The following is a 23222-nucleotide window of genomic DNA, read 5'->3' as shown; positions in this document are numbered from 1 at the left end:
ACTGAAGCGACACCGATTCGGGCCGCCCCTGTCCTCGTAATTCTCAAAGTGAGCAGAACCCGATGTCCGACTACACCCCCGCCGTCGCCGCGCGCACCGCGCCGCTGTACGACCGGCTGTCCCGCGTCATCCCGGCCTTCGACTGGCCCGGCTTCGCCCCCGACATCGACGCCATCCTGCGGCTGAAGCGGGAGCGCGACGCGGTGATCCTGGCGCACAACTACCAGACGCCGGAGATCTTCCACGGCATCGCCGACATCACCGGCGACAGCCTGGCGCTGGCGCGCGAGGCCGCGCGGGTCGAGGCGTCGACCATCCTGCTGTGCGGCGTCCATTTCATGGCCGAGACCGCGAAACTCCTGAACCCCGCCAAGACGGTGCTGATCCCCGATTCCCGGGCCGGCTGCTCGCTGGCCGAATCGATCACGCCGGAGGATGTGCGCCTGCTGCGCCGCCGCTATCCCGGCGTGCCGGTCGTCACCTATGTCAACACCTCGGCCGCGGTGAAGGCGGAGAGCGACATCTGCTGCACCTCCGGCAATGCCGTGAAGGTGGTGGAGAGCCTGGGCGTGCCGCGCGTCATCTTCATCCCGGACGGCTACCTGGCGGCCAATGTCGCGGCCGAGACCAGGGTCGAGATCATCGCCTGGCAGGGCGCCTGCGAGGTGCATGAGCGCTTCGGCCCGGACGATGTCCGGCAGCTGCGCGAGGCCCATCCCGGCGTCGTCGTGCTGGCCCATCCGGAATGCCCGCCCGAGGTGGTGGCCGAGGCTGATTTCGCCGGGTCGACCGCGGCGATGAGCGATTATGTCGCGACACAGCGGCCGGGCCGGGTGGTGCTGGTGACCGAATGCTCGATGAGCGACAACGTCGCCGTGCAGTTCCCGGAGATCGACTTCGTCCGGCCCTGCAACCTGTGCCCGCATATGAAGCGGATCACCCTGCCCAAGATCCGGCACGCGCTGGAGACGATGACCGAGGCGGTGGAGCTGGACCCCGCCGTGGCCGGCCGCGCCCGCGCCGCAGTCGAACGCATGCTGGAGGTGCGCTGATGGACGCGATCTCTGCCCGCCCGCAGGACCGGGTGGTGGTGATCGGCGCCGGCATCGCCGGGCTGGCCACGGCGCTGCGGCTGGCGCCGCTGCCGGTCCTGCTGCTGTCGGCCGCGCCGGTCGGGGCCGAGGCCGCCACCGGCTGGGCCCAGGGCGGCATCGCCGCGGCGCTGGGTGCCGACGACGATCCGGCGCTGCACGCCGCCGATACGCTGGCGGCCGCGGCCGGGCTCGGCGACCCGGAGGTGGCGCGGCGCGTCACCGAAGCAGCGCCCGGCTGCATCGCCTGGCTGGCCGGGCTCGGCGCGCCCTTCGACCGGGCCGAAAGCGGCGGCTTCGCCCTCGGCCTGGAGGCCGCGCATGGCCGCCGCCGCATCGTCCATGCCGGCGGCGACGGCACCGGCGCCGCAGTGCTGCACACCCTGGCCCAGGCCGTCGAGGCCGATCCGCGCATCGCCGTCCGCCACGCCCGCGCCACCGCCCTGCTGCGCGACGAAGCCGGACTCTGCGGCGTGCTGGCCTGGGAGGACGGCGCGCCGGTGGCGATCCCGGCCCGGGCCGTGGTGCTGGCCACCGGCGGGATCGGCGGCCTCTACGCCCACACCACCAACCCACTCGGCGCCGCCGGCGGCGGCCTGGCCCTGGCGGCGCGGGCCGGGGCGGTGCTGCGCGATACGGAGTTCGTGCAATTCCACCCGACCGCCATGGCCGTCGGCCGGGACCCGATGCCGCTGGCCACCGAAGCGCTGCGCGGCGAAGGCGCCGTGCTGGTCACGGCGTCCGGCGATCGGGTGATGGCGGACCACCCGCAGGGCGATCTGGCCCCGCGCGACGTCATCGCCCGCGCCGTCTTCCGCCGGGTCATGGCCGGCGAGGCCGTGCTCCTCGACGCGCGGCCTCTTGGCGATCGCCTGGGGCGCTTCGCCAAGGTCACCGCGCTGTGCCGCGACGCCGGCCTGGACCCGTCGCGGCAGCCGGTCCCGATCCGCCCGGCCGCGCATTACCACATGGGCGGCGTCGCGGTGGACGGACGCGGCCGCAGCTCCGTGCCCGGCCTCTGGGCCGCGGGCGAGGTGGCGGCGACCGGGCTGCACGGCGCCAACCGCCTGGCCAGCAACTCGCTGCTCGAGGCGCTGGCCTTCGCCGGATGGATCGCCACGGACATCCGTGGCGGCGAGTCCCGGCCGCCGCTGCGCCCGCTGCCGCTCGGCGCCGCCCGCCGACCCGCCGCGGATGCCGGCATCGTCGCCACGCTGCGCGGGCTGATGGAGCGCCATGTCGGCGTGGTCCGCGACGGCGCCGGCCTGCTGGCCGCGATCACGGCGCTGCGTCCCCTCGCCGATGCCGCGCCCTCAGCCCTGTCCGACCGCGCTCTCTCCGGCCTGCTGATCGCCACCGCCGCGCTGCGCCGGCGCGAGAGCCGCGGCGCCCAGTGCCGCAGCGACCGGCCCGAGGCCGATCCGGCCTCCGCCCCCTCCTTCCTGACCCTCGCCGATGTGCTGGAGGGCGACGCCCCCCGTACCGGCACCGCCCGCCCGTGAGGCCGACCATGGACCTGCCCTCTCTCCCCGCTTTGCTGGTCGAGCCGATCGTCCGCGCCGCTCTGGCCGAAGACCTCGGCCGCGCCGGCGACATCACCAGCGCCGCGGTGATCCCGGTCGAGGCGCGGATGCGCGGCGTCCTCGCCGCCCGCCAGCCCGGCACCGTGGCCGGCACCGACGCCGCCGCCCTGGCCTTCCACCTGCTCGACCCCGGCATCGCCGTCGCCATCCTGAGACCGGACGGCAGCCGGGTGGCGCCGGGCGACGCGGTGATCCGGATCGACGGCCCGGCCCGGCCGATCCTGGCGGCGGAACGGGTGGCGCTGAACCTGCTGTGCCGCCTGTCCGGAGTCGCCACCGCGACCGCGACGCTGGCCGCCGCCGCCCAGCCGCACAAGGCGCGCATCGCCTGCACCCGCAAGACCACGCCCGGGCTGCGGGCGCTGGAGAAGCACGCGGTCCGCGCCGGCGGCGGCGTCAACCACCGCTTCGGCCTGGATGACGCGGTGCTGATCAAGGACAACCACATCGCCGTGGCCGGCGGCGTGCGGCCGGCGATCGCCCGGGCCCGCGCCGCGGTCGGGCATCTGGTCAGGATCGAGGTCGAGGTCGACACGCTGGCCCAGCTCGACGAGGCGCTGGCCGAGGGCGTCGACGCCGTGCTGCTGGACAACATGACCCCGGACCAGCTGCGCGAGGCGGTGCGCCGGGTCGACGGAAAGGCCGTGACCGAGGCCTCCGGCCGGGTGACGCCGGAGACGGTCCCGGCGATCGCAGCATCGGGCGTCGACCTGATCTCCGCCGGCTGGATCACCCACAGCGCGCCCATTCTCGACCTCGGCCTCGACTGGGAGGGGTAGGAACCGGTTGCTACAATGCGACGGCCACCACAACCAGGAGGCGATCGATGCGGATCGTCGACATCCGGGAGCGCTCGGTCGCGATCTCGCGCTACGCCGATCCGGCGATTCCGTCCGGCGGGCTGACCACCAGCATCGTCGCGGTCACTACCGATGCAGTCCGCGACGGCCGGCCGGTCATCGGTTACGGCTTCGGCTCGATCGGTCGCTTCGCCCAGGGCGGGCTGATCAGGGAACGCTTCGCACCGCGGCTGCTGGCCGCGGCCGACGGCGCCCTGGCCGACGCGTCCGGCACCAATCTCGACCCGTTCCGGGCCGGGTCCTTGATGATGGCCGGGGAGAAGCCCGGCGGCCATGGCGAGCGCTGCGTCGCCGTCGGCACGCTCGACATGGCGCTGTGGGACGCCGCCGCCAAGATCGCCGGCCTGCCCCTGCACCGATTCCTGGCGGGCCGGCTCGGGCGCGGAGATTCAGTGCCGGACCGCGTGCCCGTCTATGCCGGCGGCGGCTACCCGTACCCGGCCGACGATCTCGCCCGGCTGGCGGAGGAGATGCGCCGGCTGGCCGATCTCGGCTACACCCGCGCCAAGATCAAGATCGGCGCCGCCGGGCTGGCGCAGGATCTGCGCCGGATCGAGGTCGCCGCCGCGGCGCTGGGAGACGCCGGCCGCCTCGCCGTCGATGCCATGAACGCCTATGACGGCCCCGCCGCGCTGGCCGCGGCCGCCGCTTTGGCGCCGCTCGGCCTGTGGTGGTTCGAGGATGTCTGCGATCCGCTCGACTTCTCGACCCAGGCGGCCGTGGCGGCGGCCTATCCGGGGCCGATCGCGGCCGGCGAGGCGCTGTTCTCGGCGGCCGAGGCCAGGCTGCTGGCGCTGCATGGCGGGCTGCGGCCCGACCGCGACATCCTGCTGTTCGACCCGGTGCATTGCTACGGCCTGCCCGGCACTCTGCAGATCGTCGACGTCATGGCCGCCGCCGGCTGGCCGCGCCGGGCGTTCTGGCCGCATGGCGGGCACCTGTTCACCCTGCACGTGGTCGCCGCCCTCGGGCTGGGCGGCGCCGAGGTCAACCCGCTCAGCTTCCGGCCCTTCGGCGGGCTCGGCGACGGCGCGATGGCGACCGACGGATTCGCCAGCCTGCCGCAGGCGCCCGGCATCGGCTTCGAGGAACGCGCCGAACTCGCCGCGATCTTCCGCGACCTGAGCGAAACCACCCGCTGAACGGCCTGATGACCCGGTCGCCCGACGACAGGTCGGCATAGGCCGTCCGACACGCTTCCGTGACTCTCGCCAACCTTTCCGTTGACGAAACCGCAACTTCGGCGCAGGGTGAGACAGGTCTGTATCACCCCTTCACTTTTTTCCGGTGGAGCAGATGTCCGGAACCTACGGCAGCGCCGTCAAGCGCCAGCACATCGTCGAAACCGCCTATGAGCTCTTCAAGCGGGACGGATTCCATGCGACCGGCATCGATCGCATCATCGCCGAGGCGAATGTCGCCAAGATGACGATGTACCGGCACTTCCCCAGCAAGGACGAGCTCATCGTCGAAGTGCTCGGCTACCGGGCGCAGAACTTCGACCAGCAGCTGGACCGGTTCGTCGCCCGGGCGGACACGCCCCGGAGCAAGATCGCAGCCATACTCGACTGGTATGACGGCTGGTTCCGGAGCAGCGATTTCCACGGCTGCCTCTTCGCCCATGCCCTGGCCGAATTCGGGGCTGCCAGCCATCCCGTGTTCCAGGCCGTCTCGGAGCAGAAGGCCGGGCTGAAGCAGCGCCTCTACCGGATTCTCGAAGAGGCGATGTCGCCCGAACAGGCGGAGGGCGCCTCGTCCGCCCTCCTGATGCTGATCGAAGGCGCGACGCTGATGGCCCAGCTGGGGCAAGGCGAGACGGCCATCCGCGAGGCCAGGAAGGCCGTGGCCAGCCTGGTCGCACCGTCGGAGTCGCTGCAATGACCACGACGGTCATCGCGCTGGCGCTCCTCGCCGCGATCCTCCATGCGACATGGAATGCGTTCCTCCGCACCGGTGCCGACAGGCTCTGGACGGTCACGGTGATGAGCTTCTCCAGCACCATCGTCGCCGTGCCGCTCGCCTGCTTCTATGCGCTTCCGGCTCCGGCGGCCTGGCCCTACATCATCCTGTCGGCATGCCTCCAGATCGGCTACAGCACCTTCCTGGTGGCGGCCTATCGAAACGGCGAGCTGGGCCAGGTCTATCCCATCGTCCGCGGCACGGTGCCGTTGCTGGTGGCCCTGGGCGACTTCCTGTTCGCCAACCAGAACCTCGATACGCAGCAGACCGTGGGCGTGGTCCTGGTGGCCCTCGGGATCATGAGCCTGTCCCTGGGGAAGGGCCGAGCCGCCACGTCGTCGATCCTCTTCGCGATCGCCACCGGGGCGATCATCGCGAGCTATGCCACGGTCGACGCCATCGGCGTCCGCAAGGCCGGCACCACGGGGGGCTACACGGCCTGGGTGCTGATCATCTACGGCATGCTGCTGCCGGCGACCTTCGTGCTGTGGCGCGGCAAGCTCAGCGTCGACATCCGGTCGCCGGAAACGCGGCGGGCGCTGTTCGGAGGGCTGTTCGCGATGCTGGGCTACGGCATCATCGTCGCCGCCTTCGCCCTCGGCCCTGCCGGCCCGATCACCGCCTTGCGCGAGACGAGCGTGGTCTTCGCCGCCCTGATCGGCCGGATGTTCCTGAGCGAGCAGCTGACGGTTCGCCGCGTGTTCTCCTGCATCGTGGTCGCGCTGGGGGCCATCTCCCTCGGCTACCAATAGCGGCGGATCATCAGCGACACCTGTCCGGACCAAGTCATCGAAGAAGCAGGATTCTCTTTATCGATACTTCCCTGAGTGTGACGATGACACAATCAGTCTCCTTAACTGCATTGCGAACATTCGTCGAGGTGGCGCGCCTCAAGAGTGTCAAGGAGGCTGCCCGCAGCTTGGGGGTGACGTCCGGCGCCGTCAGCCAGCAGGTCAAGGTCGTCGAGCAGCGTTTCAACGTCCTGCTGTTCGAACGCTCGAGCCGGGACATCAGACTGACATCCCATGGTCTCCGGCTGCTGGACGCCATCCATCTGCCGTTTCAGCAGATCCAGGACGCGGTCCAGGATCTCTGCCACCAGAGGCCGGCCCGGAACGTGATGAGAATCATCACGTCGCCGTCCTTCGCGTCGTCCTGGCTGGTTCCGCGGCTGGGCCGCTTCTCCGACAGAAACCCCTATATCGAGATCAGGGTCGAGACCTCGATCTCGCATGTGGACCTGCGGCGCGCGCCCTTCGACGTCGCCATCCGCTACGGCAGCGGCGACTATGACGACCTGCCCTCCACCAAGCTGATCTCGCCCCGGCTCGTCGTCGTCGGCAGCCCCCGGCTGCTCGAAGGCAATCCGGCGATCGAAGGCCCGGAGGACTGCCTGAACTTCCCTCTGCTGCAGGACAACGACCATGCGGATTGGCCGATGTGGTTCCGGGCCCACGACGTCAGGGCCGCAGAAGCCAGATCAGCCCGGGGCATCAGTTTTGCCGACGACGCGCTGTTGATCGCCGCCGCCGCAGCCTCCCAGGGCCTCGCTCTGGTGAAGGACATTCACGCCCAGGACGCCATCTCGAGGAACGTGATCCGGATCGCCCACGACTCGTCGCTGAGCCTGCCGCACTCGTACTTCTTCGTCACGCAGCCGGACGCCGTTCGCAAGCCCCATATCCAGGCGTTCCATGAATGGCTGCTGGAGGAAATCTCCTGCCGGCACGATGCCGCGGCGGCACAGCTGGATTACGCGATGCCGGCGATCGCATTTCCGGCGGACGCGCTGGTGCCGGCTCCCCGCGTGTAGCGGATCGGAGCGATCGCCGCCGGCGCTCCCGAGCGAAGCGGTGGATGGCAGGCCGAGGGCGATCGTCGTGGCTCGGCCCGGATGGAGATCTCCACCAACGGCCCGAAATCTTGACCCGTCATGGCGAGCCCCGAAGGGGCGTGGCCATCCAGCGGAATCGCCCCCTGGATGGCCACGTCCCCCGGCTCAAGGCCGGGGTCCTCGCCATGACGAGGAAGGGTGGAAAGTCGATCTCAAAGGCCGCTGGCATTCGCCCCGCCGGCGGCCGGAGCGGATGGTCCGGGCCATGCTCCTCGGCCATGAGTCAAACGCCGCCGCCGGCCGGGCTCGTTGAGCCCGGCCGGCGGTTGGTGTCTCCGGATCTGCGGTATGCGCCGTCAGCTTCCGGATCGGCTGTGCCGCAGCGGGTCTTCGCCGCCGGTTACGAATGTTCTGAATCTCTGGGCGACCTCGTGCGGCGCCAGGGTCGGGCGTCCGAGCTGGATCATCGAACCCGGCGAGATCCGCATATGGATCAGCACGGGGCCGGCCTTCGAGCCCGAATTCGCGAGGGCCAGGCGGAAGCCGGGAATGTCGTCGCACACCCAGCTGGCGGTATAGCCGCAGGCCAGGGCCACCGCCGCGAAATCCACGGTGGACGAAACCGTCGACTGCCCCCCGGTGCTGTCATGGACGCCATTGTCGAGGAGAATGTGCACGAACTTCGACGGCTGATACGCCCCGATCGTCGCGAGATTGCCGAGCTTCATCAGGGCGGCGCCGTCCCCATCCAGAACCACCACCCGGCGGCTCGCCGTCAGGGCGACGCCGAGGCCGAGGGCGCTCGCGGCGCCCATCGAGCCCACCTGGTAGAAATGCTGGTCCCGGTCCTGCAGGGTGAACAGCTCCCGGCCGCATTTGCCGGTCGTCGCGACGATCGCATCCTCCTGCGGCAAGTCACCCAGGATCTGCTCCAGGACCTGGCGGCGGGCGGGCCGCACGCCGCCCGTCGTCAGGTTATTGTATTCCGTGATGGCGGTGTGCCTGGTGCGCGGCACCTCGTTGAGCGGCAGCGAGGTGACGTTGTCCCGCGACATCACCATCGCGAAGGAGCGGCCTTCTTCGTTCATGTAGCGGCGGGCCCTGGCGAAGAAGGGTTCGATCTCGGCCTCGGCGGTCGGGAACAGACACTGAGGCACGTCGACCAGGTCGATGAGATCCCGGGTGATCCGCCCCATCAGGGCATGCTGCGGCTCGTCCGGCTCACCCGGCTTGCCCCGCCAGGTGACGATCAGCAAGGTCGGGATCCGGAACGGAAAGTTGAGCGAGGTCAAGGGATTGATGGTGTTGCCCAGGCCGGAGTTCTGGCACATCACCACGGTCTGGCGGCCGCCGAGCCAGGCTCCGGCCGCGATCGCCACCGCCTCGCCCTCGCTGGTGGCGCCGACATAGCGGGTGTCGGTCCGGCTGATCACGCGATTGATCAGGGGCGAGAGATAGCTGCATGGCACCCCGGTGAAGAAGGCGAAGTCGTTCGCCAGGGCGGCACCAATGAATTGGTCGGCTTCCAGCATCGGGTCTTCCCCCCAAAGTTCGACAGATCGCCTAGCCTGCGCGGGTCGCCAGGCCGGCATCGGTGGCGCGGCTCCGGACACGCGGCAGATAGCGATCCTCCGCCGCGCTGAGCTCGTCCTGGTTGGTCAGGCGGAAGATGTCGTCGACGCCGACGATCGTGCCTTCGACGTTGTGAAGGCACTCGTCGCCATAGATCTTCTGCGCCGTCTGCTGCATGGCCGCGATCGACGACCGGACGAGATGGTTCGCCCAGGCGACGGTCGAGATCCCGGCATCGCGGAACACCGATGTCGGCGTGCGGAAATACTTCGTCGGAACGATGACCAGGGGGGCGCGGCCGCCCCAGGACCGCGCGAATTCGACGATCTCCGCCGCGTTGTCCTTCTTCGAGTGGATCAGGATCGCGTCGGCCCCGGCCGCGTGATAGGCCTCGCCGCGGCGCAGCGCTTCGGCGATGCCGTGACCGGCGATCAGGGCCTCGACGCGGGCGACCACGCAGAAGGCGTCGTTCTTCCGGCTGTCGACGGCGGCGCGGATCCGGCCCGCGAACTCGTCGATGTCGGCGAGGGGCTGGGCTTCCCCGATGAAGGAGTTCGTCTTCGGGAACAGCTTGTCCTCGAGGCAGACGCCAGCCAGGCCGCGCTCGCCCAGCTTGCGGACGAAACGCCGGACGTTGTTGAAGTTGCCGTAGCCGGTATCGCCGTCCACCAGGATCGGCAGATCCGTCGAATCCGCCATGTATTCCAGCACCTCGAGGACCTGGGTCCACGAGGCCTCGTTGTTGTCCCGCAGGCCCAGCAACGCAGAGATCGACAACCCGGATGCCCAGATGCCGGGGAAGCCGGCCTCCTCGACGATCCTGGCGGAGATCCCGCTATGGGCCTCCATCAGAAAGCTGAGCTCCGGATTGAGCAGGATGGAGCGCAAGGCCTCCGGGCGGGTGTCGGGGCTCCACTTCTTGTGGGTCGAGATCGTGTCGATGTTCATGGCTCTCTCGCTGCCTGTGCGGCCGGCTGGGGTTCAGTTGTGCGGACGGAGATTGGCGTCGGGAGCGAATCTGCTGCGGATGTAGCGCAGGCGGGCGACCAGCTCGTTCTCGCCGATATAGCCGCCGCGCAGGATCCGCTTGATGCCCTGGCTGCCGAATTCCCCCCGGCCGTGCAGCACGCGCCGGTTGTCCCACATCACCAGGTCGCCATCGGACCAGCTGTGCGAATAGGATGGCCCGTTATGGGTCAGCCAGTCCTTGAAGGTCTTATAGGCCTGATACAGCGAATACATGTCGCCGTATTCGACATTGTCGAAGAACATCTTCGACGGATTGTTGAGAATTCGATCGATCGAGCCATCCGCCGACAGCATGATGATCGGAACGACGTTTTCGTAGATCTTTCCGGCAAGGGGATATTCCGCGCGGTTGATGACGGGAACGCGGGTGAGGACGTCGAACAGGTCCGGGTATTCCGTCCTGAATGTCGTGGCCGCTGTCAGGCCGTCGACGAACCGGGTGTTGCCGACCCCGCGCTCGAGGCAGAGCGGGCTGACGTCGAGGCCGTTGAGGAACTGGAAGTCCGGCGGCGGCGAGTAGTAGGGAATGTCGGTGTGCAGCGGCAGCGCCCGCGTGCTGAAGGCCACGCTGTCGGTTGTCTCCTCCGGTTTGACGTTGAGGTCGAAATAGGTGCCGAAATAGGTGGGCTGGAGGAAGCCGCAGATGCGCTCCATCAGCTGCTCGAACGGCGTCTTCTCGCCATCCCGGGCCTTGAGCACGACGATCCCGAGCCGAAGCAGCGTCTCGAGGGCCTCGCCCATCGTCTGCTCGCTGTCCAGGACCTCGCGGCAGTCGAACTGGGCGCCGGGCGGAAGCCTCGGGGTCTCCCAGATCGACGGGGTGGGACGCGCGTCGTCGCCGCCAGCGGGCCGCCCGTCCGAATAGTCCCGGGCCTTGAGCCAACCCAGGTCATAGGCGGTCACATGCCCGTCGAGCCAGGTCAGCGTCAGCGTCTCGCCGTCGTTCTCGACATTGGTGGGCTTCGTGTCCAGCGGCAGAACGCTGCTGTCGAAATACTTCTGCCGGCTGTTGGCGTTGAAGCATTTCGGGCACTGGCATTTGTCGCGCAGCCACAGCCAATGATAGTCGCTGTGATCGGTTTGCGACCATTGAACGGTCAAATGGTTCGGATGCTGTTGCAGCATGTCGCTCTCCCACGAAAACAGGCTTTCGGTTCCGCGGCCGTTCGATCCGCCGGCGCCAGGCCGGCCCGGGGCCGCGGCGCGGTCAGTCGGGGCGGCACTCCAGGGCGTCGCCGGCGTCGGCGAAGCTGCGGTCGGGGATGTCATGGCCGCGCAGCATCGTCGTCCCGACGAGGCGTTTCGGCATGAAATCCGCTTCCAGGACGCGGATGGCTTCCTTGATCTTCGCGTGTCCGCACATGAAGATGTCGACGGCCGCGTAATCGTGCTCGGGCCAGCTGTGAATGCTGATATGCGATTCCGAGAGCACGACGATGCCCGTCACGCCGCCCGACGGAAAGTGATGGAAATTCGACTGCAGGACGGTCGCCCCTGCAGCATAGGCGCAGCGCCGCAGCGTGATCTCGATGAAATTCGGATCGTTCATGCCGATGCCGCCGAACACTTCGCCGATATAATGCGAACCAAGGCAACTCTGGCCGTTGACCTCTACATATTGGCCATACTCGGATTCTGGCTTGGCGTAGTTCATAGCACCCTCCAATATATGGGATCCGCTATCCGCTAGCGACGGGTCGCCGACCAGTAGACGATCGCCCGGTAGTAGGGGTCGTCCCGGATCGTCAATTCCTCGCATCTGGTGAGCTGGAAGCCGGCGTTTCGGATCGCGTGCTCCACCACCGTCCTGGTGAGGAAGGAATTGTCGTGGCCGTGCTTTGACAGGAATTCGGGCTTCCGCAGCCAGTCGGCCCCGATGGTCCGGCCGCCGGCCTTGAGGTGACGGTGGATCTCAGCGAAGGCCGCGGCGTGCTGATCGGCATCCCGGCACAGGGACAAGGTTCCGAACGCGGTGATCAGGTCGTATGGCGTGCGGCCGATCACCGCCGGCCACCGGCTGAGCGCGTCGAAGACCGCGTACTGGCTGATCCGCTGCTTTGCCCGCGACATGTAGCCCGGATCGAGGTCGAACCGCCGCTCGATCCAGCGATAGCATTCCGGAAATTCGGCATCCTGCGTCAGCTCGTGCAGGATCTTCAGCGGTTCCGGGGCGATGTCGGCACAGGTGATCGACGTCAGGTGCCGGGCGGGAAGATACCAGAACAGGCTCGATGTACCGGCGCCGAGATCAAGGGCGCGGCCCGACCCGCTGTCGGAAGACATCGTCTCGAGGATCTCTTCCGCCCCCTGGCCTTCGACGAAGGGGCCGCGGAAATTCGACTTCGAATACGAGCGGAAATAGGTGACGACGTCGTCCCTGAGCGGCACGGACCGGAAGTCCGAAATGATGGCGGAGTGCCGCTCGTTGTCGAACCCGTCGGAAAATCGGGAGCTGACGCCCGGCTCGCTGCCGGCGTCGGGTGAGGCGGCCAGCGCCAGGTTGAAGATCATCCGCGGATCGCCGTCCTCGAACGGCTTGCCGCTGTAGTCGCCGTAGCAGGACAGGATCTGCAGGCCGATGTCGGACGCCAGCGCGGCGAATTCCGCATGGCTGTAGATTCTGAAGCTGGTCGTCGTCTCCGAGCGATGGGAGCGGCCGCCAGGCTCGGCCAGCTCGTAGCGGAACGAGACATCGAGCGTCCCATCCCGGTTCTGGCGCTGCAGGTGATGGCGGCAGAAGATGGCGCCGGTGCTGGTCGGGCGGCGCCAGTCATAGGCCCAGACGCCGTCGGGCAGCGACGGATCGAAATAGTCGGGCCGGAGGACCTCGGGCGCCGCCGGGGACAGGAAGAAGGGCGACAGATCGACGACGATCCGTCCCGCAGCCGACAGGTGGTTCTTCAGGCATGTCAGCCCGTCCCGTGCGGCGCCCGGCGTGCTCAGAAGCTGATAGGCCTCGCGCGGCACCACGATCAGATCGAAGGTCCGGCCGAGATCGAGGCGCGTGAGATCGCCGACGGCGGTCTCCACCCTCGACCGAGGCTTCTCCTCGGCGAGCCGATCGTTCAGCACGCGAACCATCTCCGGCTCGCGGTCGACGGCCATGATCGGGCAGCCGCTGCGCGCCATGTTCAGGACGTTCCTGCCGACGCCGGACGGGATCTCGAGGATCGAGTTCACCTCCGGGGTGATCAGTCCGAACAGGAAGGGCAGATCCACCGTGTCGACATACTCCTCGCGATAGAGCGAGGCCCTCTCCCCGTAGGAGACGTGTGCGTACTCAGCCATGACCGCCTCCCACATTGAGCGACGGACGCTGCTCGATCAGCGCGAAGTCGCTGATGACATCGGGGTGCACGATCTGGCCCCGGTCGGTGAATTTGGCCCTCTGGGACGGGCCGTCGACGAAGCCGTCGTCGAAGATCGACCTGCCCAGATTGACCAGGTGGCGGGCATGGTTGCTGCTGGCCGCCGTCGCCGAGGTGCGGTGCACCTGGGTCGGCATGACGGGGTCCTTATAGTGCCAGACTCCGTGGACCTGGTATGGCGGCGCGCCGAGGCGGGTCAGCGAGTGGGCGGTCGGCAGATATCCGCGGCCATAGCCGCAGGTCACGTCGATGATGACGGACCCGGCCTTCATCTGCCTGACCAGATCTTCCGAGACCATGGTCGGCGTGTCGTAGGTCGATATCAGGATCGCCCCGACCACGAGATCGGCGTCGGGTATTTCCCGGGCGAGGCTGTCCGGGTCGATCACCAGGCACCGGACGGATGGCGGCACCGTCGCCGCAAATCGCCTCAGGCTCTCGACATTGCGCCCGAAGACGACAACCTCGTTTCCCAGGGCGGCAGCCGTTCTCGCCGCCGCGCCGCCGGCGTTGCCGTGCCCGATGACGACCACCTTCGGCGGCTTCACGCCGGGGATCGACGCGAGCATGATTCCGAGCCCGCCCTGGGACGTCAGCAGCTGCCGGGCCCCGAACAGGATCGCCAGCTTTCCGGCGATCTCGCTGTCGGTGGTCATCAGAGGAAAGGAGCCGTCGTCAGCCTGGAAATATTCATAGCTGTAGGCGGTGACGTTGTGCGTCTTCAGATGCTGGGTAAGCTCGTAATTCTCTCCGGGATAGAAATGCGCCGCGATGTGGAGCGGCCGCCGCAGGTATTGGCGCTCCTCGACGCTGGGGCATTTGTATTTCAGCACATAGGGCGACACCGTCCAGGCCTCGCCTGTCGAGACGATGGTCGCGCCGGCCGAGGCATAGTCGGTATCGCTTGCGCCCAACCCGGCGCCGGCTCCGGTCTCGACATAGGTCTTGAATCCGCTGTCGACGAATTGCTGGACGCCATCCGGCAGAAGGATGACACGCCTGTCGCTGTCTCGAGTTTCTCTCAATATTGAAACTGTCGGCTGCATCCCCTTGTCCTTCCCTGAAAGTCGTACGTTGGGTCCGGGATTTCGTTTTTCTCTTCAGCGTCTGACGAAATTTTTGGCACGCCTCTCCTGTCATCGGAAAGCCAATGAATGGCCGATCGATCAAAACATAGATTACGGTTTTGTAGAAATACTTGCGTATAGAAATTGCAACTACTGAAATCCTTTCGCTAAAAACCGCCTTTGTAATAAAACGGAAAAGAATTTATCTCGCAATGCATTTTTGCTAAACGGGCCTTTAGATTTTTTGATCACCTCTGATTGCATATCTCTTAGAAAATCTATTATAGATTGTACAACGAAATCCGTAGGAATGCCGGCCTCGCGGGGTGCAAGGGGCAGGGCTCGTCATGACGGGAAAGGAACCGGAGACTCGATCTCAAGGGCCGCTGGTATCAGCCTCGGCCATCCCTGCGGCCTGAAGGGACCGATCGTGCGGCGCAGATGGAATCGGCCGGCCGAGACGATGCGCCGGCGCCGGGTGCAGCTGGTGACAGCCGGCGCCGGACGGCCGGTATCGGGATCACCGGCTGCACGGCCCGATGATCCGGTCGACCGACAGCACCGGCACCGCCGCGGTGCCGCGGCGGTCGAAGCGGCCATGGACCAGCAGGCAGCCGCCCGCGGCCCAGGCGCGCCAGATCTCGCGCCGCACCTGGTCCAGCAGCTCGGTCCGCGCCGCGATCACCGGCGGCGCGTCGCCGGCATAGGCCGGGGGGACGGTTCCGGCCGCGACGCTCTCGTCCTCGACCGGCACCACGCCGCGCCAGGGGCAGGGCTGCTTCAGGCAGCGCACGCCGGTGTCGCCGACCCGGAACAGGCCGGGCGGCGCCTCCTCGGCCGCACCGGCGAAGGACGTCGTCGCCGCCAGAATCGCCGCGGCCGCCGTGGATGCCAGGGATCGTCTCATGCGGCCCTCCTTGCCGTCGCCTCCACGCTCCCGCACGGCCATGGCGAAAGCATGGCCTTGGTCCCGCCCCGGCCCCACCCCGGTTCGCGGTCGAGACTAGCCGGATTCGCCGCATGCGGCATTCCGTTCGGCGGATCGACGTAAAGCTCTCGGCAACCGGGGGTTTCATCCGCTACAACGCTAGGGATGACTCTGATCACCTCCTCCGCCGAGCTCGCCGCCTTCTGCGATCGCATGGCAGCGGCCGACTACATCGCCATCGACACCGAGTTCATGCGCGAGCACACCTTCTGGCCGAAGCTGTGCCTCGTGCAGATCGCCGGGCTGGACGAGGCGGCCGCGATCGACCCGCTGGCGCCCGGCATCGACCTGGCGCCGCTGTTCGCGCTGGTCCACGACCCGAAGGTGCTGAAGGTCTTCCACTCCGCCCGCCAGGACGTGGAGATCTTCGACCACCTGACCGGCCGGGTGCCGACGCCGCTGTTCGACACCCAGGTTGCGGCCATGGTCTGCGGCTTCGGCGAATCGGTCAGCTACGAGAACCTGGTCGGCAAGCTGGCCAATGCCCGGATCGACAAGTCCTCGCGCTTCACCGACTGGTCGCACCGGCCGCTGACCGAGCGCCAGATCGACTATGCGCTGGCCGACGTCATCCATCTGCGCCCGGCCTATGAGGCGCTGCGCCAGCAGCTGAGCCAATCCGGCCGCGAAGCCTGGCTCGCCGAGGAGATGGCGATCCTGTGCGACCCCGGCACCTACCGGACCGAGCCGGACCAGGCGTGGCTGCGGCTGAAGCCGCGCAACGCCTCGGCCAAGTTCCTGGCGATCCTGCGCGAGGTGGCGGCCTGGCGCGAGCGCGAGGCGCAGAAGCGCGACATCCCGCGCGGCCGCATCATGAAGGACGAGGCCCTGCTGGAGATCGCGGCGCACAGCCCACGCGACATCGACGGCATGGCCCGGATCCGCGGCATGAGCCGGAACATGGCCGAGGGCTGGCAGGGCCAGGGGCTGATCGCGGCGGTCGAGCGCGGCCTGGCGACGCCGCCCGACCAGGCGCCGAAGCTGGCGCAACGCCCGCCGACCCCGCCCGGCATCGCGCCGCTGGTCGAGCTGATGCGTGTGCTGTTGAAGATGAAATGCGAGGATGAGGGCGTGGCCCAGAAGCTGGTCGCCGGCAGCGACGACCTGGAGGCCATCGCCATGGACGACAACGCCCAGGTGCCGGCGCTGCATGGCTGGCGCCGCGAGATGTTCGGCGAGGATGCGCTGGCGCTGAAGCGCGGCGGCATCGCCCTGGCGGTGCAGGGCCGGCGGATCCGGGTGGTGACGCTGTAGACGGAGAAGACGGATGATGCGGAGCGCCCTGATCGGACTCGTCCTGCTCGCCGCGCCCGCCGCATCGGCGCAGGAGCAGGAGCCGCGCTTCGCCTGGCCGGTCGCCTGCACCCTGGGGCAGGACTGCTTCATCCAGAACTATGTCGACGCCGTCGCCGGGCCGCGCTTCGGCAATTTCCGCTGCGACCGCCTGGGCTACAACGGCGACAACGGCACCGACATCCGCCTCCCCGACCTCGCCGCCATGCGCAAGGGCGTCGACATCCTGGCGGCGGCCGACGGCACGGTGGCCGGCATCCGCGACGGCGAGCCGGACATCTCGGTCAAGGAACGCGGCGCCGAGGCCGTCAAGGACGTCAAGGGCGGCAACGGCGTCACCATCGACCATGGCGGCGGCTGGTTCACCCGCTATGCCCATATGAAGCAGGGCAGCGTCCGGGTGAACAAGGGCGACGCGGTCAAGACCGGACAGCCGCTGGGCCAGGTCGGCCTGTCCGGCAACACCGAGTTCCCGCATGTCGAGTTCAGCGTGTTCAGGGAGGATGCGGGGACCGCCACCTTCATCGACCCCTTCACCGCGCTGCCGATCGGCTCCGGCTGCGAGACGGCCGGCCATCCGCTGTGGGCCGCGGATGTGCCCTACATCCCGACCGCCCTGCTGATCGCCGGCTTCGCCGCCGGTCCGGCCGATTGGGAGACCGCCCGCCGCGGCGACTATGCCGACATCAAGGGCGGCCGGAATGCGCCGCTGGTGATGTGGGCCGAAAGCTTCGGCGTACGAGGCGGCGATACCCAGACCGTCACCATCGCCGGCCCGGACGGCAAGCCGGTGCACCGGGACCGCACGGTGCTGGCGGAGTCGAAGAACCTCTGGTCGGTGTTCAGCGGCCGGCGCGCCCCGCCGGAGGGCTGGAAACCCGGCACCTACACCGGCCGCTACCAGCTGGAGCGGAACAACATCCTGGTGATCGACACCGAGCGGAAGGTCGAAATCCCGTGACCCCGATCCTCTACGGCGCCCGCTACAGCGTCTATGTCCGTGCCGCGCTGCTGGCGCTGCAGGAGAAGGGCGTGGCGTTCGACCTGGTCGAGGTCGACATCTTCGCCGCCGAGGGGCCGCCGCCGGGCTATCTCGGCCGCCACCCCTTCGGCCGCATCCCCGCCTTCGAGCATGACGGCTTCGCGCTGTACGAGACCGCCGCCATCACCCGCTATGTCGACGAGGCCTTCCCCGGGCCGGCGCTGCAGCCCGCCGACGCCCGCGGCCGGGCCCGGATGACCCAGATCATCGGCGTGCTGGACAGCTACGCCTACCGCCCGCTGGTCTGGGACATCTATGTCGAACGGGTGTCGAAGCCGAGGGCGGGCCGGCCGAGCGACGAGGCGCTGATCGCCGCCGCCCTGCCCCGGGCCGGGATGTGCCTCGACGTGCTCGAGGGCTTCCTCGGCGACGGCCCCTGGCTGCTGGGCGGCGCGCTCAGCCTCGCCGACCTGCATGCGGCGCCGATCCTCGACTATTTCCGGATGGCGCCGGAAGGGCGGGACCTGCTGGCCCGGCACGAGCGGCTGGCCGCCTGGTGGGACCGCATCGCCGTCCGGCCGAGCGCCGAGGTGCTGGGGCGCGGCTAGCGCGGAACGACGTGTCTGGCCCCGGCGGGTGAAAGCCGACCCCGACAGCGGGTCCGATGAAAAATATGCCGTCGGCCGTGTCGGCCCGGACGCGCTCCAATCGTCTTGGAGAAGGATACTTCCGGAGACGACCCATGAACGCCAAAGCCGAGACTTGCGTCCCCGCCGATCAGCTCGCCCGCGAAAGTCCCATTCGCATCCCCAATGAGAGCGTCGAGTACCGGGCAGCGCGACAAGCGCTGCTCGCCCAGGAGTTCGAGCTCCGCCGCCAGATCGAGCGGGTGGCGGCGATGCGCCGGGCGCTGCCGCCTGGAGGTCCGGTGACCGGTGACTATCGGTTCGAGACCGAAGACGGCCCGAGTGACGTCGCCGGCCTGTTCGGCGATAAGCAGACGCTGGTGGTCTACAACTACATGTTCGGTCCCGAGAGGAAGCGGCCATGCCCGATGTGCACGAACCTGCTCGACGCCTGGGACGGCAACGCCGACGACATCGCTCAGAGGATATCGCTTGTGGTCGTCGCGCGCTCGCCGTTGGAGCGGCTCGCGGCGGTGAAGCGCGAGCGAGGCTGGAAAAACCTCAGGCTGGCGAGCGCTCTCACCGATGCCTTCACGCGAGACTATGCCGGGAGCCCGGACGGCGGATTGGATAGTGGAGGGGCCGCCGTTTTCACCCGCAGGGACGGCACGATCCGTCACTTCTGGTCGCAGGAGATGATCGCCAGCGACCCTGGCCAGGACCCGCGCGGCGCGCCCGACCCGGCCCCGTTGTGGACCGTGCTGGACATGACGCCCGAAGGGCGCGGCGTGGACTGGTATCCCTCGCTGGAGTACCCGACGAGCGCGTGATGGCTTCAGGTCGGATCACGCCGGTATATCCGGGCCGGAGAATGACGGGATGCCGAGCGTCTTCACGTTGCCTCTCCCGCCTGACCTGGCGGGAGAGGTCGACGACGGCGCGATCCTCCAGAGTGATCCGGCCCGGACTCACCCGGCTCTAGCTCCAGACCGGCGAGCGGCCGCAGCCCAGCAGCACCGCGCGCAGATGGGCGACGATGCGCGCCTCGTTCTCGGCAGAACGGCTGGCCCGTCCCGGCCGGGATAGGCCCGAAGCCTCATCGTCCCTGTCTCTCTGCAATACGATCGAAGCGTCGCGATCCATCAAGGCCATTCCCCGGCATGTTGCCCCACCAGTTCAGCCGGCAAAACATGGCGGCACCGAGCCGATCCGGGGTCACGGCCCGCCTTATTTGCGGCACCGGTCAGTCCCGATCGGTGCCGAACCGGCCCGGAGTGACGCCGAAGCCCGCGCGGAAGCGGGTGATGAAGGCGCTGACGCTGTCATAGCCGACGGTCAGCGCCGCCTCGGTCACCGAGGCGCCGTCGCCGAGCAGCGCCGCAGCGCGAATCAGCCGGGCATGGTGCCGCCACTGCACGAAGCCCAGGCCCGTCTCGGCCTTGAAGCGCCGCACCAGGGTGCGCTTCGGCAGGCCCAGCGCCGCCGCCCAGTCGTCGAGCCGGCGCCGATCGGCCGGGTCGGCGGCCAGCGCCGCCGTCATCCGGCGCAGCCGCGGATCGCGCGGCGTCGGCAGGCGCAACGGCTCCTCCGGCGCGGCGCCCAGCTCGTCCAGCAGCACCGCCAGCAGCCGCTCCCCGCGGCCGGGATCCTCGACCTCGACGATCCGGGCCAGCAGCGAGAGGGCCAGCGGCGGCGCCCGCAGCACCGCCGGCCGCGGCGGCAGGCCGGCGGCATCGACGTAGAGGCTGGTGCCGGCCACCGGCCCCAGCGTCAGCACGCCATGCGGCACGCCCGCCGGCATCCAGCACAGCCGGCCGGACGGCATGATCCAGTCGCCGACGCCGCTGCGGATCAGCGCGAGACCCTGGTCGAGGGCGAAAAGTTGGCCGCGATCATGCGCATGGATCGGGCTGTCGAAGCGGCCGTCATGGCGGAAGCGGCGGATCTCGATCGGCACGGGGTGGCCAGAATGAGCAATCGCGAGGCCTATTCCCGATAGCACGCCATCAGACGCACGGCTAGGGTGCGGACCCGACCCCGAAACGAGGCTCCCGATGACATCCCTGCCCCCCGGCCCGCTGCACCGATCGCTCGCCCGGCTCGAAGGCGCCTGGGAGGGCGAGGAGGAGGTGTTTTCCAATCCCTGGGGGCCGGGTGGGCCGGCGCGCGGCCGCTGGGAGTTCCGCTTCGACCGCGCCGGCCTGGCGCTGATCCATGATTTCAGCGAGGAGCGGTCGGGCGGCTATCGCTTCGACGCGCATGGCGTGCTGACCGTCGACCCGGCGGCGGAGGAGATCGTCTGGTTCTGGTTCGACAGCTACGGCTGGCCGCCTCTGACCCCATCGCGCGGAGCCTGGGAGGACGACCGGCTGGTGCTGGAGAAGCATACGCCACGCGGGATCGGCCGATCGGTCTTCACTGTCGGACCGGATCGCTTCACCCATGAGATCGAGAGCCGGCCGACCGGGCAGGACGGCTTCGTCCCGGTCATGCGCGGCGTGTTCCACCGGCCAGGCTGAGGCCGGCCGGCGCCGGGTCGGCAAAGACGAAGGGCCGGACCAGCAGCCGACGCTTCCAGTGCAGCAACCCCAGCCCGCCCTGCTCCAGGGCGCCGTAGAGGACGAAGCGCACGCCCCGCACCCGCGGGTCCTCGCGGCGCAGCAGCCAGCGCGCGATCTCGACGAACAGCAGCTTCATCGCGCCCGAGGACAGGTGGTCGGCATGGCCGAGGAAGCTGACGATGCGGATGATGTTGCCGATCCGGCGCAGCACGATGGTGCCGACCAGCCGGTCGCGCCCGTCATCCTCGATGAACACGCCCCAGTCGACCGCCCAATGCTCCGGGCATTCGGCGTCGAGCCACGGGTCGCCCTTCACGCCGTTGCCGCGGCCGAAGCGCTGGACGAAGGCCTGCGGCACCGGCCCGCCGCAGCGGAACAGCTTCGACGCCTCGATATCGCGCATGTCGTCGCCCTGGGCGAAGCGGTCGAAGATCCGGCAGCGGTAGCCCGCCTTCGCGGCCTTGCGGGTCTCGCGCAGGATGTAGCCGAAGGAATGCTTCCGGATCTCCTTCTCATAGGCCTCGGCATCGGCGAAGGGGGTCAGGTCGAGCAGGCAGGGCGTGCCCTGCCACAGCCGGGCGACGCCGTCCGGCCCGCGCCGCGTGTATTTCGCCAGATAGTCGCGATGCGCCGTCACCATGTGGTGGCAGAGATGCCCGCCGCAGCAGCCCTCGGTCTGCAGCCGCAGCGCCGCCTCCGGCAGGTCGGCGGCGCCCAGCCCCCAGATGCGCAGGCGCTGCTCCTTGCGCAGCCGGAACAGCACCGGCTCGACCCCGCCGAGATAGGCCCGCATCGCGACCTTGTCGAAAGAGATCAGCACGAAACCTCTCTCAAATCCTTCGATGGAATCTGAGTATGCCAATGATTTCGGCCAGAGATCAATGAATAGGAGATGATATCGCATCGATCTCATAGAATCCATTTTGCGAAAATTATCACATCATGCGATCGAATTCTGTCGCCGCGCTCCGCTTTGCCGGCGGTTCCGCCGCGCCCCGATCTCTGGCAGGCTGTGCCGCCGGAGACCGACCATGACGCTCGACGACTACCTTCTCTTCCTGCCCGCCTGCTTCGCGCTGAACATGGCGTTCGGGCCGAACAACCTGCTGTCGCTGTCGAACGGCGCGCGCGACGGCACGCTGCGCGCCGTGGCCGCCGCCTCGGGCCGGCTGGTTGCCTTCGCCATCATGATCGCCATCGCCGGGCTCGGCCTCGGCACGCTGCTCACCGCCTCGGAGCTGGCCTTCGCGGTGGTGAAATGGCTGGGCGCCGCCTATCTGATCTGGCTCGGCATCAAGCTGCTGCGGGCCGACGCCCCGGCGCCGGGTCCGGCCGCGGCCGGGCCGCCCCAGCCGCTCGGCGCGCTGATCCGGCAGGAATTCTGGGTCGCGGCCGGCAACCCGAAGGCGATCCTGATCTTCACCGCCTTCTTCCCGCAATTCGTGGTGCCGCAGGATTACGCCGCCAGCTTCACCCTGCTCGGCGCCAGCTTCCTGGTGCTGGAGGGGGTGGCGATCACGATCTACGCCCTGATCGGCGCCCGCCTCGGCCGGTACTTCCGCAGCGCCCGTCCATTCCGCTGGTTCAACCGGATCTCCGGCGGACTGATGATCGGCTTCGGCCTGCTGCTCGCCGCCGCCCGCCGGCCGGCTGGGTCGTGATGACCGACCACCGCCAGCAGGCGCCCGCGGCGGCGCGCAACCGGGACCCGATCCTCGCCGTGCTGCGCGGCGTGCTGCCCCGGACCGGCACCGTGCTGGAGATCGCCAGCGGCTCCGGCGAGCATGTCCTGCACTTCGCGCGGGCGCTGCCGGAGCTGGTGTTCCAGCCGTCCGATCCCAATCCGGAGGCGCGGCAGAGCATCGCGGCCTGGGCGGCGGAGAGCGGCCTGGCCAATCTGCGCCCGCCTTTGGCGCTGGACGCGGCCTCGCCGCCCTGGCCGGTGACCACGGCGGACGCCGTCCTGTGCATCAACATGATCCACATCTCGCCCTGGGCCGCGACCGAGGGGCTGATGCGCGGCGCCGCCGCCATCCTGCCGCCGGGCGCGCCGCTGTACCTTTATGGCCCCTATCGCCGCGCCGGCGTCCCCACGGCGCCGAGCAACGAAGCCTTCGACCGGGACCTCCGCGGCCGCGATCCGTCCTGGGGCCTGCGGGAGTTGGAGGCCGTGACCAACCTGGCCGATGCGGCTGGCTTTTCGGGACCCGCCGTCACCGAAATGCCGGCGAACAATCTGAGCATCGTGTTCCGACGTCTCTGACGGCCAGACCACAACCCTGCCGAGAGGACTTTTCGCCCTTTGGGAGGCATGATTCCGACAATGGGCGGCCGGCCATGCCGGATCGGCCGGCGCTGGAAGATTGTCCTGCGATCAGGGCAGCGGCGCCCACGCCTTCGACGTGATCC

General features: G+C 68.8%; 24 protein-coding genes. 14 read left to right on the top strand and 10 right to left on the bottom strand.

The annotated features are described in order from the left end of the window. Positions 1-62 precede the first annotated feature (62 nt). From nadA to FFK22_RS05855, 7 genes are all read left to right on the top strand, one after another. Complete coding sequence (nadA, locus tag FFK22_RS05885) at positions 63-1052, top strand: quinolinate synthase NadA (RefSeq protein WP_138893031.1); 990 nt, start codon at positions 63-65, stop codon at positions 1050-1052. Then, a complete protein-coding gene (locus FFK22_RS05880) occupies positions 1052-2593 on the top strand; it encodes an L-aspartate oxidase (RefSeq protein WP_138893030.1) in 1542 nt (513 codons plus the stop codon). The genes nadA and FFK22_RS05880 overlap by 1 nt, the downstream gene beginning before the upstream one ends. Positions 2594-2601: 8 nt before the next feature. Next, positions 2602-3453, top strand: coding sequence for a carboxylating nicotinate-nucleotide diphosphorylase (gene nadC / locus FFK22_RS05875; RefSeq protein ID WP_138893029.1), 852 nt, complete (start codon positions 2602-2604; stop codon positions 3451-3453). A 47-nt stretch (positions 3454-3500) separates the two neighbouring features. Beyond that, positions 3501-4676, top strand: a complete 1176-nt coding sequence (locus FFK22_RS05870) for an enolase C-terminal domain-like protein (RefSeq protein ID WP_138893028.1) — start codon at positions 3501-3503, stop codon at positions 4674-4676. A gap of 154 nt (positions 4677-4830) precedes the next feature. Continuing rightward, the gene (locus FFK22_RS05865) at positions 4831-5415 is read left to right on the top strand and encodes a TetR/AcrR family transcriptional regulator (RefSeq protein WP_138893027.1); all 585 of its coding nucleotides are present in this window, start codon (positions 4831-4833) and stop codon (positions 5413-5415) included. Then, positions 5412-6245, top strand: a complete 834-nt coding sequence (locus FFK22_RS05860) for a DMT family transporter (protein WP_138893026.1) — start codon at positions 5412-5414, stop codon at positions 6243-6245. Before FFK22_RS05865 ends, FFK22_RS05860 begins: the two co-directional genes overlap by 4 nt. An 83-nt stretch (positions 6246-6328) precedes the next feature. Next, a complete protein-coding gene (locus FFK22_RS05855; protein WP_138893025.1) occupies positions 6329-7306 on the top strand; it encodes a LysR substrate-binding domain-containing protein in 978 nt (325 codons plus the stop codon). A gap of 377 nt (positions 7307-7683) precedes the next feature. Here the strand turns inward: FFK22_RS05855 and aepY are convergent, their stop codons facing one another. The 7 genes from aepY to FFK22_RS05820 all read right to left on the bottom strand — a co-directional run bounded on the left by aepY (position 7684) and on the right by FFK22_RS05820 (position 15270). Beyond that, positions 7684-8859 carry a phosphonopyruvate decarboxylase gene (gene aepY / locus FFK22_RS05850; protein WP_138892959.1) on the bottom strand — a complete coding sequence of 392 codons (1176 nt, stop codon included), beginning with the start codon at positions 8857-8859 and terminating at the stop codon, positions 7684-7686. 31 nt (positions 8860-8890) lie between these two features. Next, on the bottom strand, positions 8891-9847 hold the full coding sequence (aepX, locus tag FFK22_RS05845; RefSeq protein ID WP_138892958.1) for a phosphoenolpyruvate mutase: 957 nt from the start codon (positions 9845-9847) through the stop codon (positions 8891-8893). Positions 9848-9880: 33 nt separating this feature from the next. Beyond that, a complete protein-coding gene (locus tag FFK22_RS05840) occupies positions 9881-11053 on the bottom strand; it encodes a TauD/TfdA family dioxygenase (protein ID WP_186002330.1) in 1173 nt (390 codons plus the stop codon). A gap of 82 nt (positions 11054-11135) precedes the next feature. After that, a complete protein-coding gene (gene speD / locus FFK22_RS05835; RefSeq protein WP_186002329.1) occupies positions 11136-11582 on the bottom strand; it encodes an adenosylmethionine decarboxylase in 447 nt (148 codons plus the stop codon). A gap of 32 nt (positions 11583-11614) precedes the next feature. Continuing rightward, positions 11615-13216 (bottom strand): methyltransferase domain-containing protein, encoded by a 1602-nt coding sequence (locus FFK22_RS05830; RefSeq protein ID WP_186002328.1) that lies wholly within the window; start codon positions 13214-13216, stop codon positions 11615-11617. After that, positions 13209-14342, bottom strand: a complete 1134-nt coding sequence (locus FFK22_RS05825; RefSeq protein ID WP_138892954.1) for an NAD(P)-dependent oxidoreductase — start codon at positions 14340-14342, stop codon at positions 13209-13211. The genes FFK22_RS05830 and FFK22_RS05825 overlap by 8 nt, the downstream gene beginning before the upstream one ends. A gap of 541 nt (positions 14343-14883) precedes the next feature. Continuing rightward, the gene (locus FFK22_RS05820; protein ID WP_138892953.1) at positions 14884-15270 is read right to left on the bottom strand and encodes a hypothetical protein; all 387 of its coding nucleotides are present in this window, start codon (positions 15268-15270) and stop codon (positions 14884-14886) included. A gap of 186 nt (positions 15271-15456) precedes the next feature. Between FFK22_RS05820 and rnd the strand changes: the two genes are divergently transcribed. The 4 genes from rnd to FFK22_RS05800 all read left to right on the top strand — a co-directional run bounded on the left by rnd (position 15457) and on the right by FFK22_RS05800 (position 19082). Continuing rightward, positions 15457-16605 (top strand): ribonuclease D, encoded by a 1149-nt coding sequence (gene rnd / locus FFK22_RS05815; RefSeq protein ID WP_138892952.1) that lies wholly within the window; start codon positions 15457-15459, stop codon positions 16603-16605. Between the two features lie 13 nt (positions 16606-16618). Beyond that, the gene (locus FFK22_RS05810) at positions 16619-17605 is read left to right on the top strand and encodes a M23 family metallopeptidase (RefSeq protein WP_138892951.1); all 987 of its coding nucleotides are present in this window, start codon (positions 16619-16621) and stop codon (positions 17603-17605) included. Further along, positions 17602-18234 (top strand): glutathione S-transferase family protein, encoded by a 633-nt coding sequence (locus tag FFK22_RS05805; protein ID WP_138892950.1) that lies wholly within the window; start codon positions 17602-17604, stop codon positions 18232-18234. The genes FFK22_RS05810 and FFK22_RS05805 overlap by 4 nt, the downstream gene beginning before the upstream one ends. Before the next feature lie 134 nt (positions 18235-18368). Continuing rightward, positions 18369-19082 carry a DUF899 family protein gene (locus tag FFK22_RS05800; protein ID WP_138892949.1) on the top strand — a complete coding sequence of 238 codons (714 nt, stop codon included), beginning with the start codon at positions 18369-18371 and terminating at the stop codon, positions 19080-19082. A gap of 148 nt (positions 19083-19230) precedes the next feature. Here FFK22_RS05800 and FFK22_RS42735 read toward each other — a convergent pair whose 3' ends face one another. Together FFK22_RS42735 and FFK22_RS05795 are read right to left on the bottom strand one after the other, a co-directional pair. After that, the gene (locus FFK22_RS42735; RefSeq protein WP_186002327.1) at positions 19231-19395 is read right to left on the bottom strand and encodes a hypothetical protein; all 165 of its coding nucleotides are present in this window, start codon (positions 19393-19395) and stop codon (positions 19231-19233) included. Between the two features lie 100 nt (positions 19396-19495). Next, positions 19496-20209: a helix-turn-helix domain-containing protein gene (locus tag FFK22_RS05795; RefSeq protein ID WP_138892948.1), complete on the bottom strand. Its 714-nt coding sequence runs from the start codon at positions 20207-20209 to the stop codon at positions 19496-19498. A gap of 97 nt (positions 20210-20306) precedes the next feature. Here FFK22_RS05795 and FFK22_RS05790 point away from each other — a divergent pair, with 97 nt between their 5' ends. Continuing rightward, a complete protein-coding gene (locus tag FFK22_RS05790; RefSeq protein ID WP_138892947.1) occupies positions 20307-20771 on the top strand; it encodes a DUF1579 family protein in 465 nt (154 codons plus the stop codon). Here FFK22_RS05790 and FFK22_RS42730 read toward each other — a convergent pair. Continuing rightward, a complete protein-coding gene (locus FFK22_RS42730) occupies positions 20740-21633 on the bottom strand; it encodes a hypothetical protein (protein ID WP_186002326.1) in 894 nt (297 codons plus the stop codon). The genes FFK22_RS05790 and FFK22_RS42730 overlap by 32 nt on opposite strands. 211 nt (positions 21634-21844) lie before the next feature. Here FFK22_RS42730 and FFK22_RS05780 point away from each other — a divergent pair, with 211 nt between their 5' ends. Both FFK22_RS05780 and FFK22_RS05775 read left to right on the top strand, forming a co-directional pair. Then, positions 21845-22474, top strand: coding sequence for a LysE family translocator (locus FFK22_RS05780; RefSeq protein ID WP_138892946.1), 630 nt, complete (start codon positions 21845-21847; stop codon positions 22472-22474). Continuing rightward, positions 22474-23076, top strand: coding sequence for a DUF938 domain-containing protein (locus tag FFK22_RS05775; protein WP_138892945.1), 603 nt, complete (start codon positions 22474-22476; stop codon positions 23074-23076). Before FFK22_RS05780 ends, FFK22_RS05775 begins: the two co-directional genes overlap by 1 nt. Positions 23077-23222: the final 146 nt, after the last annotated feature.

This window comes from Mycobacterium sp. KBS0706 (assembly GCF_005938675.2).
In the GTDB taxonomy this organism is placed as follows: Bacteria; Pseudomonadota; Alphaproteobacteria; order DSM-16000; family Inquilinaceae; genus Inquilinus.
This window is presented reverse-complemented; position numbering and strand designations above follow the sequence as displayed.

Bases quoted from the DNA above. Each gene is read 5' to 3' on its own strand.
- nadA (WP_138893031.1), top strand. From the start codon at position 63: ATGTCCGACTACACCCCCGCCGTCGCCGCGCGCACCGCGCCGCTGTAC.
- FFK22_RS05880 (WP_138893030.1), top strand. From the start codon at position 1,052: ATGGACGCGATCTCTGCCCGCCCGCAGGACCGGGTGGTGGTGATCGGC.
- nadC (WP_138893029.1), top strand. From the start codon at position 2,602: ATGGACCTGCCCTCTCTCCCCGCTTTGCTGGTCGAGCCGATCGTCCGC.
- FFK22_RS05870 (WP_138893028.1), top strand. From the start codon at position 3,501: ATGCGGATCGTCGACATCCGGGAGCGCTCGGTCGCGATCTCGCGCTAC.
- FFK22_RS05865 (WP_138893027.1), top strand. From the start codon at position 4,831: ATGTCCGGAACCTACGGCAGCGCCGTCAAGCGCCAGCACATCGTCGAA.
- FFK22_RS05860 (WP_138893026.1), top strand. From the start codon at position 5,412: ATGACCACGACGGTCATCGCGCTGGCGCTCCTCGCCGCGATCCTCCAT.
- FFK22_RS05855 (WP_138893025.1), top strand. From the start codon at position 6,329: ATGACACAATCAGTCTCCTTAACTGCATTGCGAACATTCGTCGAGGTG.
- aepY (WP_138892959.1), bottom strand. From the start codon at position 8,859: ATGCTGGAAGCCGACCAATTCATTGGTGCCGCCCTGGCGAACGACTTC.
- aepX (WP_138892958.1), bottom strand. From the start codon at position 9,847: ATGAACATCGACACGATCTCGACCCACAAGAAGTGGAGCCCCGACACC.
- FFK22_RS05840 (WP_186002330.1), bottom strand. From the start codon at position 11,053: ATGCTGCAACAGCATCCGAACCATTTGACCGTTCAATGGTCGCAAACC.
- speD (WP_186002329.1), bottom strand. From the start codon at position 11,582: ATGAACTACGCCAAGCCAGAATCCGAGTATGGCCAATATGTAGAGGTC.
- FFK22_RS05830 (WP_186002328.1), bottom strand. From the start codon at position 13,216: ATGGCTGAGTACGCACACGTCTCCTACGGGGAGAGGGCCTCGCTCTAT.
- FFK22_RS05825 (WP_138892954.1), bottom strand. From the start codon at position 14,342: ATGCAGCCGACAGTTTCAATATTGAGAGAAACTCGAGACAGCGACAGG.
- FFK22_RS05820 (WP_138892953.1), bottom strand. From the start codon at position 15,270: ATGAGACGATCCCTGGCATCCACGGCGGCCGCGGCGATTCTGGCGGCG.
- rnd (WP_138892952.1), top strand. From the start codon at position 15,457: ATGACTCTGATCACCTCCTCCGCCGAGCTCGCCGCCTTCTGCGATCGC.
- FFK22_RS05810 (WP_138892951.1), top strand. From the start codon at position 16,619: ATGATGCGGAGCGCCCTGATCGGACTCGTCCTGCTCGCCGCGCCCGCC.
- FFK22_RS05800 (WP_138892949.1), top strand. From the start codon at position 18,369: ATGAACGCCAAAGCCGAGACTTGCGTCCCCGCCGATCAGCTCGCCCGC.
- FFK22_RS42735 (WP_186002327.1), bottom strand. From the start codon at position 19,395: ATGGATCGCGACGCTTCGATCGTATTGCAGAGAGACAGGGACGATGAG.
- FFK22_RS05790 (WP_138892947.1), top strand. From the start codon at position 20,307: ATGACATCCCTGCCCCCCGGCCCGCTGCACCGATCGCTCGCCCGGCTC.
- FFK22_RS05780 (WP_138892946.1), top strand. From the start codon at position 21,845: ATGACGCTCGACGACTACCTTCTCTTCCTGCCCGCCTGCTTCGCGCTG.
- FFK22_RS05775 (WP_138892945.1), top strand. From the start codon at position 22,474: ATGACCGACCACCGCCAGCAGGCGCCCGCGGCGGCGCGCAACCGGGAC.